The following is an 8,444-nucleotide window of genomic DNA, read 5'->3' on the forward strand; positions in this document are numbered from 1 at the left end:
AGCGTATTTTTCGGATACTTTTCAACCCAAGGTCTGGGGCCGCCTTTGTTTTCCTTCAGCTTTTGGGGATCAGCCGCTTGGGACAGGCGGCGCGGATGTGGGATTCGCTCAGATCGGGCATGAGGGCCAGGGCCCGTTGGGCATCGATTTGCGCTTCGCACACCGCCTCCAGCACCTGCTCGGCCATCAAGGAAAGGGGCATATCGGCGGTTTGCTCAGGATCGGTATCCTCTCTAATTTGTCGCACTCCCACCGGTGGGGGTGGCAACACCGGCGGAGCCGACTGGGGGGGCAAGGTGGTGGAGGTACCCACCTCCAACTGCGCTTCGGCCAGGACCACACCGCGCCCTGCCACCAACAGGGATCCCAGCAACAGGGATCCCCCCAACTTACCCATTTCTTTGCTGAGCGGGGCGCGCTTCTTCAGACCTTCTCCAAGGCCACCGCTGCCCAACCTCTTGCCCAGCGCTTCGCCGCTCATCTTAACCCCTCAAAGACCACCCCTTTGTTCAAGATATCCAACAAACCTTGGATTTGCAGTAGGCTATCGTTGGCTCCCAAACCGTTTGCAGACTCCCCTATGGCTCGTCTATCCCAAGAGCTAGCCCGATTTGCCTGCCTTCCCGCCAACCCAGAGCAGCCTGAGGGATCCCCACCCGTGGCGATCTGCGTTGAAGAGATTCTCAAACTGGCGGGCGAGCGCAGCTTTGGCTTGTTTTTGGCAGTGCTGTCTTTTCCCTCGGCTTTGCCTCTGCCGGCCCCTGGCTATTCCACTCCCTTTGGCGTGGTCATCCTACTGCTGGCCCTGCAAATGCTGGCAGGGCGAACCACTCCCTGGTTGCCGCCATGGGTGCTGCAGACATCCATTGAACGGAAGCAATTGCAAAAGTGGGTGCAGGCCGGGATCCCATGGTTGCAGCGCATTGAAAAAGTTGCCTGCCCCCGTTGGCAACAAGTCTGCACCAGCCGCCTGGGCCAGGTCTGGCTGGGCACCTGGATTGGTTTGATGGGCATTTCCATGATCATTCCCGTGCCCGGCACCAACACCCTGCCGGCGATGGGGATCTTCGTCACCGCCTTCGGTCTCCTGGAAGAAGATGGGCTCCTCTGCAGCCTGGGATCCCTGATCTGTGTGGCAGGGGGGCTACTGACCACTTCCATTTTGGTGGGCCTGTGGCTGGGGGGAACGACTCTGTTGGATTGGCTGAGAAGATAGCGCCCTAGCAGCCCCTCTCCCGGAGGGAGAGGGGAGTTGGGGATCGAGACAACGCCCAGCTTCACCGATGGAAAGACAGTGAGAAGTTGTATCGCCTGCGTCTTGTTGCAACGGACACCCCCGCGCCGCTAGCGGGATTGAGGAACTAGCGCCAGATCCTGGGTGAGGCGCAGCTCGATCACCTGGTTGGGATCCAACACCACCACCTGCGGCGCTGTCACGTTGCCGATCACCGCTCCGGCCACCCCTGCCCCCAGCACTTCTTCTGTGGCAATGGCATTATCGCCGGTTACCAAGCCGAGAACGGCGCCTGCTGCCGCACCGATGGCCGCATCTTGGATGATCTTGCCTGTGGTGGTGTAGCGGGGATCCTTGACATCGCGGATTACATCCGATTGAGCGGCCAAGGGGAACAGTTGGTTGTTGACGATGATGCTTTCCGCCACAAAGCGCGTGCCGCCCGGCGCCGGCTCAAAGCGGCCATCCACCCGTGAGCCAAAAGGCACCAGGATGTCCCCCTGGCCGTTGCGAATTGGGTTGCGAACGATCAAGGACATAGGGCGAGTTTCGTTGGGGGCGATGAAGAGGCGCTCGTTGAAGGGGGTGGTGGTCTGTATCAGAGTGCCCGCCGCCAGCGTGGAAAGGCGCAGGTCAAAGCCGGGCTGAGGGGTGGAGAGCCAATTGCCTGGGTTCTGGGCCACCAGGGATCCCCGACTGAGCAGGGCCTGGTGGGTAAAAGCAGCCACCTCAGCACGGGTGGCAGGACGGTTGGGCTCCAAGAGCATGGGATCTGGGTAATTCACGATCAGGCCGGCGCGGTTGGCGGCTGCAATTAGCGTCAGGGCCCAGTTGGGAATGGCTGCCGCGTCACGGTAGCGGCTGAACAGCTCGCTCGGCTGGGCCGCGGGGATGGCACTTGTGTTGCCAAGGGCGTTGGTCAGGATCACCAGCGCCTCGGTGCGGGTAACGGGCTGTTCGGGTCGGAAGGTGCCGTCCGGGAAGCCGGCCACCAAGTTGTTGGCTGCCGCCGCGGAGATAGCGCTGGCCGCCCAGTGGTTGGAGGGCACATCCCGAAAGCCGATGAAGGCACCAGAGGTGTTGCGGAGGCGAAAGGCAGTGGTGACGAGGGTGGCAAACTGAGCACGGGTCACCGGCTCGTTGGGACGGAAGGTGCCATCCGGGAAGCCGTTCAACACCCCTTGAGCGGAGAGAGCCTCAATGTAGGTTTGGGCCCAGTGACCAAAAGTGTCGCGAAAAGGGGCGGCCATAGCCGCCTGGCAATGAATGCCCAGTGCGGCTCCCGATAGGAGTAGGCCGGCTGTGCGTGGGGTCAACAGAGAGGGAAACATCGTGCATTCACCAAGTTGTCGTAGCGCCCATTGCTGGGTCAATAGCTACTCTTATTCTGGCTATTTCCTCAGTGGTGACAATAGCTGAAACCCTCTCTGTATAGCAGTTTGAGCGTTTCCAACCTAAGATTTGCAAGAAAACGCAACCATAGAAGATCGATAAGGAAACTCCCGAATCTATTTCGCGTCAAGCCATTACGCCTAAGCCCGGTCACTCTTGAGGATAATGGCCATTTCGGGAGCAGCCAACAACTACAGCTTTTTCCGGCGTTATCTACTACAGCCAATGTAGATCCATCTCTTGCGTAGGAAGGATCTCGCTTGGCTACAGAACTCCCATGAAGTCGGAAAAAGCTGTAACCAGAAACCGAATTGATCGCAAATTAATCGGATCCCAACCGGCAGGCCACCTGAGAAGGAAGCTGGGCCAAAGGGATCCCTTCGAGGATCTCGGCTGCAAAAGCATAGGTGAGGAGTTGCCTGGCCTGGGCCTGGGGAATGCCGCGGCTTTGCAAATAGAAGATTTCTTCGGCCTCCAGTTGGCTGACGGTGGCCCCGTGGGCACATTTGACGTTGTCGGCAAAGATCTCCAACTGCGGCTGCGTATCCACCCGCGCCTTGGGGCTCAACAGCAGATTGCGGTTGGTCTGGGCGGCGTCTGTCAGTTGAGCTGCTTGGCTCACCAAAATGCGCCCGCTGAAGACCGCACGGGCCGCCTCGTCCACGATGCACTTGTGCAATTGGCGGCTGCTGCCGTGGGGCGCTTGATGCACCAGGCGGGAGTGGGTGTCGCTGTGCTGGGATCCCTTCAGCAGGGTCAGTCCCTGCAGGTGGGTGTGGGCCTGGGGTTCTACCTGGACAAGCTCCAGGTTGTGGCGGGAAAATTGGGATCCCCACTGGATGGCCTGCAGCCGGTAGTGGCTGTGGCGGCCCTGGCGCACAGCAGTTTGGTTGATGTGAAAAGCCTGGGATCCCTGCCGCTGCAAGATCACATGGTGTAGACGGGATCCTTCGGCCAGGGCAATCTCGGCGACGGCGTTGCCAAAGGGGATCCCGGCCCCCCAGGAGAGGTGATCTTCAATCAGGGTGAGGGAGCTGTGGGCCTGCAAAGCCACCAGACAGCGGGGCTGGGCCAAAACCGCCTCTCCTTCAGAGGCCACGGTTATCCAGAGCAGGTGCAAGGGCGGCAAAACCTCCTGCTGGGGTGGCAGCTCAATCTGGATCCCATCGCCTAGATGGGCGGTGTTGAGGGCGCTGAAGACATCGAGCTTGACGATGGTTTGCAACCATCCAGGAGCCGACTGGCTTAGGGGAGCAATTCGCAGGGCCGAGGGCAGGCCGCTCAAGTCAGAAAGGTGGGGAGCAAAGTAGCCGTTGACGAACACCGCATAGCTGTGACGGCTCTCCGGCCACAGCCAGGGATCCAGCACGGCCTTCTCTAGCGTTGCCTGTCCAGGGCCGGCCAGGCGAAAGGTGTGGGCCACCAGCGGCGAGAGGTCGCTGTATTTCCAGTCTTCTTCGCGGGGGGTGGGGATCCCCAGTTCCGCCAGTTGGGCGCGGGCCTGCTGTCTCAGGGTGGTATGGGGATCTTCCACCTCTGGGATTTGGCGGAGGATGTGCTCCAGAAAGGGACGGCCAAAACCGCTGGCGTCGCTTTCTCGAACCGAGGACTTGGGCACCGCAGCGCTCATCCCACCTCCTCCTTGAGCCAGTCATAGCCCCGCTCTTCCAGCTCCAGCGCCAAAGTCTTATCGCCGCTGAGGACGATGCGCCCCCCTTCCATCACATGCACATAGTCGGGGGTTACATACTCCAGCAGGCGCTGGTAGTGGGTAATGAGGAGCATGGCCTTCTCAGGGCTGGCCAGTTGGTTAATGCCCTGGGCAACGACGCGCAGCGCGTCGATATCCAGGCCGGAGTCCGTCTCGTCTAAGATAGCCAGCGTCGGCTCCAGCACCGCCATCTGCAGGATCTCGTTGCGCTTTTTCTCGCCGCCGGAAAACCCTTCGTTGACGGAGCGCTCCAAAAAAGCGGGATCCATCTTGACAATGCTCAGTTTTTCCCGCACCAAGTCGTCAAAATCGAGGGGATCCATTTCCGGCTGATCCCGATATTTCTGCCGGGCGTTGTAGGCGGCGCGCAAGAAGTCCAAGTTGCTCACCCCCGGAATCTCGATGGGGTATTGAAAGGCCAAGAAGATCCCGGCCCAGGCCCGCTCCTCCGGCTCCATTGCCAAGAGATCCTTGCCCAGATAGAGGATCTCGCCCCCTGTTACCCGGTAGTCGGGGTGGCCGGCCAAGATCTTGGAGAAGGTGCTTTTCCCGGAGCCATTGGGCCCCATGATGGCGTGGATCTCGCCGGCCCGGATTTCCAGGTTCACCCCTTTGAGGATAGGAGTACCGTCGATCTCAGCCGTGAGATCGCGGATAGATAAAATGACAGGGCTGTTTTCCCGGATCATGTCAGAAGTTCGTCTTGGGTCGAAGTATTGGCGGACAGACCTACCCCTTCAGCGCCGCCCCCAAGGTGGAGCTGCGCCAGGCTGCTCGGCAATTGGCAACGAGCATAGCCGCTCGCCAGGGATCTAGCCAACGGATCCCTCTAGCTTCAGGCTCAGCAGCCGATCCGCCTCGACGGCAAACTCCATTGGCAATTGGTTGAACACCTCTCGGCAGAAGCCGCTGATGATCATGGAGACGGCGTCTTCTACAGAAATGCCGCGCGACTGGAAGTAGAACAGTTGCTCTTCTCCGATTTTGGAAGTGGAAGCTTCGTGCTCTACTTTGGCAGTGTTGTTTTGCACTTCAATGTAGGGGAAGGTGTTGGCGCTGCACTGATCCCCAATCAACATGGAATCACACTGGGAAAAGTTGCGGGCGCCTTCTGCCTTGGGCCCAATTTTCACCAGGCCGCGATAGCTGTTTTTGGAATGCCCCGCCGAGATGCCTTTGGAGATAATTCTGCTGCGGGTGTTGCGGCCTATGTGGATCATCTTGGTGCCGGTATCGGCCTGCTGGTAGTGGTTGGTCAGGGCCACTGAGTAGAACTCGCCCACCGAGTTTTCCCCCACCAGCACGCAGCTCGGATATTTCCAGGTGATGGCCGAGCCGGTCTCCACCTGCGTCCAGGAGATCTTGGAGTTGGCCCCCTGACAGAGGCCGCGTTTGGTCACGAAGTTGTAGATGCCGCCCTTGCCGTTTTCGTCGCCGGCATACCAGTTCTGCACCGTCGAGTACTTGATCTCGGCATTGTCCAGGGCGATCAGCTCCACCACCGCCGCGTGCAGTTGGTTGGTGTCGAACATGGGGGCCGTGCAGCCTTCCAGGTAGCTGACGTAGGATCCCTCGTCAGCAATGATCAGGGTGCGCTCAAACTGGCCCGACTCGCCGTTGTTAATGCGGAAATAGGTGGACAGCTCCATCGGGCAGCGCACCCCTTTGGGCACATAGACAAAGGAGCCATCGCTAAACACTGCCGAGTTCAGCGCCGCGTAGTAGTTGTCGGCAATGGGTACCACCGTGCCCAGGTACTTGCGCACCAGCTCAGGGTACTCCCGCAGCGCCTCCGACATGGAGCAGAAAATGATCCCTTCCTTGGCCAGCTTTTCCCGGAAGGTGGTGGCCACCGAGACGCTGTCGAAAATGGCGTCCACCGCCACATTGGCCAGCCGCTTCTGCTCCGACAAAGGGATCCCCAGCTTCTCAAAGGTTTCCAGCAGCACGGGATCCACTTCGTCGAGGCTCTTTTTCTTCTCCTTTACCTTGGGAGCGGAGTAGTAAACGATGTTCTGGTAGTCGATGGGCGGGTAGGTCACATTCGGCCAGGTGGGCTCGCTCATCTTCAGCCACTGGCGGTAGGCCCGCAGCCGGAACTCCAGCATAAAGTCCGGCTCCCCCTTCTTGGCCCAGATTTGCCGAATGATGTCCTCATTTAAGCCTTTGCCGATGGACTCAGAGGCGATGTCGGTAACAAAGCCGTACTTGTAGGGCTGGCTAATTAGGGTGCGGACGCTCGTAGACATGGATGGCTCTCGGTTAGGGACAGGGGCAAAACAGATGGCCAATTAAAACAACATGGTTGTTGCTTAACTAATCCTCAGGTTACTTTAGCAATGATCCCCTTGTCAAAGTAGCGGTGCTGGCAGCGGCAGCCGAGTAAACCCAGTCTAACCAGGAGGGCGAGGGTGGAGAGCGCGCGCAAGATCACCGATCCGTTCACGCAACCCGTTTCCAGCAAGCAGGCTATCTTGATCTACCTACGCAAGACGGGGCAGGCCACCGCCCAGACTCTGGCAGAGCACTTGGGCATTTCTCCCCAGGCCATTCGCCGCCACCTCAAGGATCTGGAGGCAGAGGGGCTGATCCACCATGTCGCTCAAGCTAGCGGTTTGGGCCGCCCCCAGCACCTCTATCAGCTCAGCCCCCAAGGAGAAGCGCAATTCCCCACCGGCTACGACGAGTTTGCCCTCGGTCTGCTCAATACGCTGGCTGAAACCCTGGGATCCGAACAGATGGGATCCCTGCTCCAGCAGCAGTGGCAGCGCAAAGCCCAGGAGTACCAAGCCCAGATGGGCTCCGGATCCCTGGCCGAGCGGCTGGAGCGCCTGGTGCAGTTGCGCCAGGCAGAGGGCTACATGGCGGAGTACTACCCCTATCCTGCCAACCTGGCTGCCCCGATTGCAGCAGAAGGCTCTGAGCAGTATGTCGAGCAATATGTCTTGGTGGAGCACCACTGCGCCATCGCCCAGATTGCCCAGCGCTTTCCCAGCGTCTGCGGCCACGAGCTGGAGATGTTTGCCGCCGCCCTGCCCGATTGTCGGGTGGAGCGCCTCACCTGGCAGGTGAACGGAGAACACCAGTGCGGCTACTGGATTGCCAAGCCAGGATCCCCTCCTAGACCCAGCCACGAGTAGCAGTTCGTCCTTTGCTGGGCCTACCTCAGGTGACGGCTTCGGAAGACGGGCAAGAGCAGCTATGGATGCATAAAGGTATAGCTATATGGTAGTATAAGCATGAACCAATCTGGATTTTTCCCATGTCAGAGCTGGAGAAGCCGCACCAAGGGGTGGGGCGGGTTACCGCTTACTTTATCAACAACGCCCAGCTTACTTCCTTGATTATTGTGGGTCTGGCCATCTTTGGCCTGCTGGCGGCGACCTTGACCCCCAAGGAAGAAAACCCGCAAATTGTCGTCCCGGCAGCGGATGTAGTTTTGCGGTATCCGGGGGCCAGTGCCGAGGTCGTGGAGAAGACGCTGATCACCCCTGTGGAAGCGAAGCTACGGGAGCTGACAGGGATCGACCACATCTACTCGGTGGCCCAGGCCTCTGGCGGCTTGATCACGGTGCAGTATGAGGTGGGGGAAAACTGGGAAGACAGCCTGTTTAAGCTGCAAAACCATCTGTTTAGCCACCCCGAGCTCTTCCCCCCCGGCGCCAGCTATCAGGTGCAGCCGGTCATCATTGACGATGTTCCCATCGTTACCCTGACCTTGACAGGGGCCGACTACACCGACAATCAGCTACGGCGGGTGGGAGAGCGGCTGCTGGAGGATCTGCGCAGCCTTCCCAACACGGCCCACCTGACGCTGGTGGGGGGGCATCCCCGCACCATCCGGGTGGATTTGGATCCGGAGCGGCTGGCCAGCTATGGTCTTTCCCCGACCCAGGTGGCCCAACAGATTGCCGCCGAAAACTTGCAACTGCCGGCGGGAGAAGTGGAGGTGGGCTCGCGGCAGATCCGCCTGGAGGGAGGGCAGCGGCTGGCCTCGGCCGAGGACGTGGCCGCCATTCAGGTCAAGCCAGAGGTCTATCTCAGAGATGTAGCCAGCGTGCGGGATGAGTTTGCCGAGCGCACCTCCCTAACCCGCATCCACTTCCG

8 protein-coding genes are annotated in these 8,444 nt (G+C 59.8%); 3 read left to right on the top strand and 5 right to left on the bottom strand.

The window, feature by feature from the left end; translation table 11 throughout:
* Positions 1-55: 55 nt before the first annotated feature.
* Entirely contained in the window at positions 56-481 is a 426-nt protein-coding gene (locus tag NW857_RS05765) for a hypothetical protein (RefSeq protein WP_414368272.1), read from the bottom strand.
* A 99-nt stretch (positions 482-580) separates the two neighbouring features.
* Here NW857_RS05765 and NW857_RS05770 point away from each other — a divergent pair, with 99 nt between their 5' ends.
* Entirely contained in the window at positions 581-1,216 is a 636-nt protein-coding gene (locus NW857_RS05770; RefSeq protein ID WP_414348616.1) for an exopolysaccharide biosynthesis protein, read from the top strand.
* Between the two features lie 128 nt (positions 1,217-1,344).
* Here the strand turns inward: NW857_RS05770 and NW857_RS05775 are convergent, their stop codons facing one another.
* The 4 genes from NW857_RS05775 to sufB all read right to left on the bottom strand — a co-directional run bounded on the left by NW857_RS05775 (position 1,345) and on the right by sufB (position 6,586).
* Positions 1,345-2,565 carry an S-layer homology domain-containing protein gene (locus tag NW857_RS05775; RefSeq protein ID WP_414368275.1) on the bottom strand — a complete coding sequence of 407 codons (1,221 nt, stop codon included), beginning with the start codon at positions 2,563-2,565 and terminating at the stop codon, positions 1,345-1,347.
* 383 nt (positions 2,566-2,948) lie between these two features.
* On the bottom strand, positions 2,949-4,256 hold the full coding sequence (gene sufD, locus NW857_RS05780) for a Fe-S cluster assembly protein SufD (RefSeq protein WP_414333918.1): 1,308 nt from the start codon (positions 4,254-4,256) through the stop codon (positions 2,949-2,951).
* Positions 4,253-5,026 (bottom strand): Fe-S cluster assembly ATPase SufC, encoded by a 774-nt coding sequence (gene sufC, locus NW857_RS05785; RefSeq protein WP_414338298.1) that lies wholly within the window; start codon positions 5,024-5,026, stop codon positions 4,253-4,255. The genes sufD and sufC overlap by 4 nt, the downstream gene beginning before the upstream one ends.
* Before the next feature lie 123 nt (positions 5,027-5,149).
* Positions 5,150-6,586, bottom strand: a complete 1,437-nt coding sequence (sufB, locus tag NW857_RS05790; protein WP_414333922.1) for a Fe-S cluster assembly protein SufB — start codon at positions 6,584-6,586, stop codon at positions 5,150-5,152.
* 162 nt (positions 6,587-6,748) lie between these two features.
* On the opposite strand from sufB, the gene sufR reads away from it, so the two are divergent.
* Positions 6,749-7,477, top strand: a complete 729-nt coding sequence (gene sufR, locus NW857_RS05795) for an iron-sulfur cluster biosynthesis transcriptional regulator SufR (protein ID WP_414333924.1) — start codon at positions 6,749-6,751, stop codon at positions 7,475-7,477.
* 122 nt (positions 7,478-7,599) lie between these two features.
* Positions 7,600-8,444 (top strand): efflux RND transporter permease subunit (locus tag NW857_RS05800; RefSeq protein ID WP_414368278.1); only part of this gene is annotated, 845 nt, incomplete at its 3' end.

The sequence above is a fragment of the Synechococcus sp. H55.9 genome, assembly GCF_047462355.1.
Classification (GTDB): Bacteria; Cyanobacteriota; Cyanobacteriia; order Thermostichales; family Thermostichaceae; genus Thermostichus.

Bases quoted from the DNA above. Each gene is read 5' to 3' on its own strand.
- NW857_RS05770 (WP_414348616.1), top strand. From the start codon at position 581: ATGGCTCGTCTATCCCAAGAGCTAGCCCGATTTGCCTGCCTTCCCGCC.
- sufC (WP_414338298.1), bottom strand. From the start codon at position 5,026: ATGATCCGGGAAAACAGCCCTGTCATTTTATCTATCCGCGATCTCACG.
- sufD (WP_414333918.1), bottom strand. From the start codon at position 4,256: ATGAGCGCTGCGGTGCCCAAGTCCTCGGTTCGAGAAAGCGACGCCAGC.
- NW857_RS05765 (WP_414368272.1), bottom strand. From the start codon at position 481: ATGAGCGGCGAAGCGCTGGGCAAGAGGTTGGGCAGCGGTGGCCTTGGA.
- sufB (WP_414333922.1), bottom strand. From the start codon at position 6,586: ATGTCTACGAGCGTCCGCACCCTAATTAGCCAGCCCTACAAGTACGGC.
- NW857_RS05775 (WP_414368275.1), bottom strand. From the start codon at position 2,565: ATGTTTCCCTCTCTGTTGACCCCACGCACAGCCGGCCTACTCCTATCG.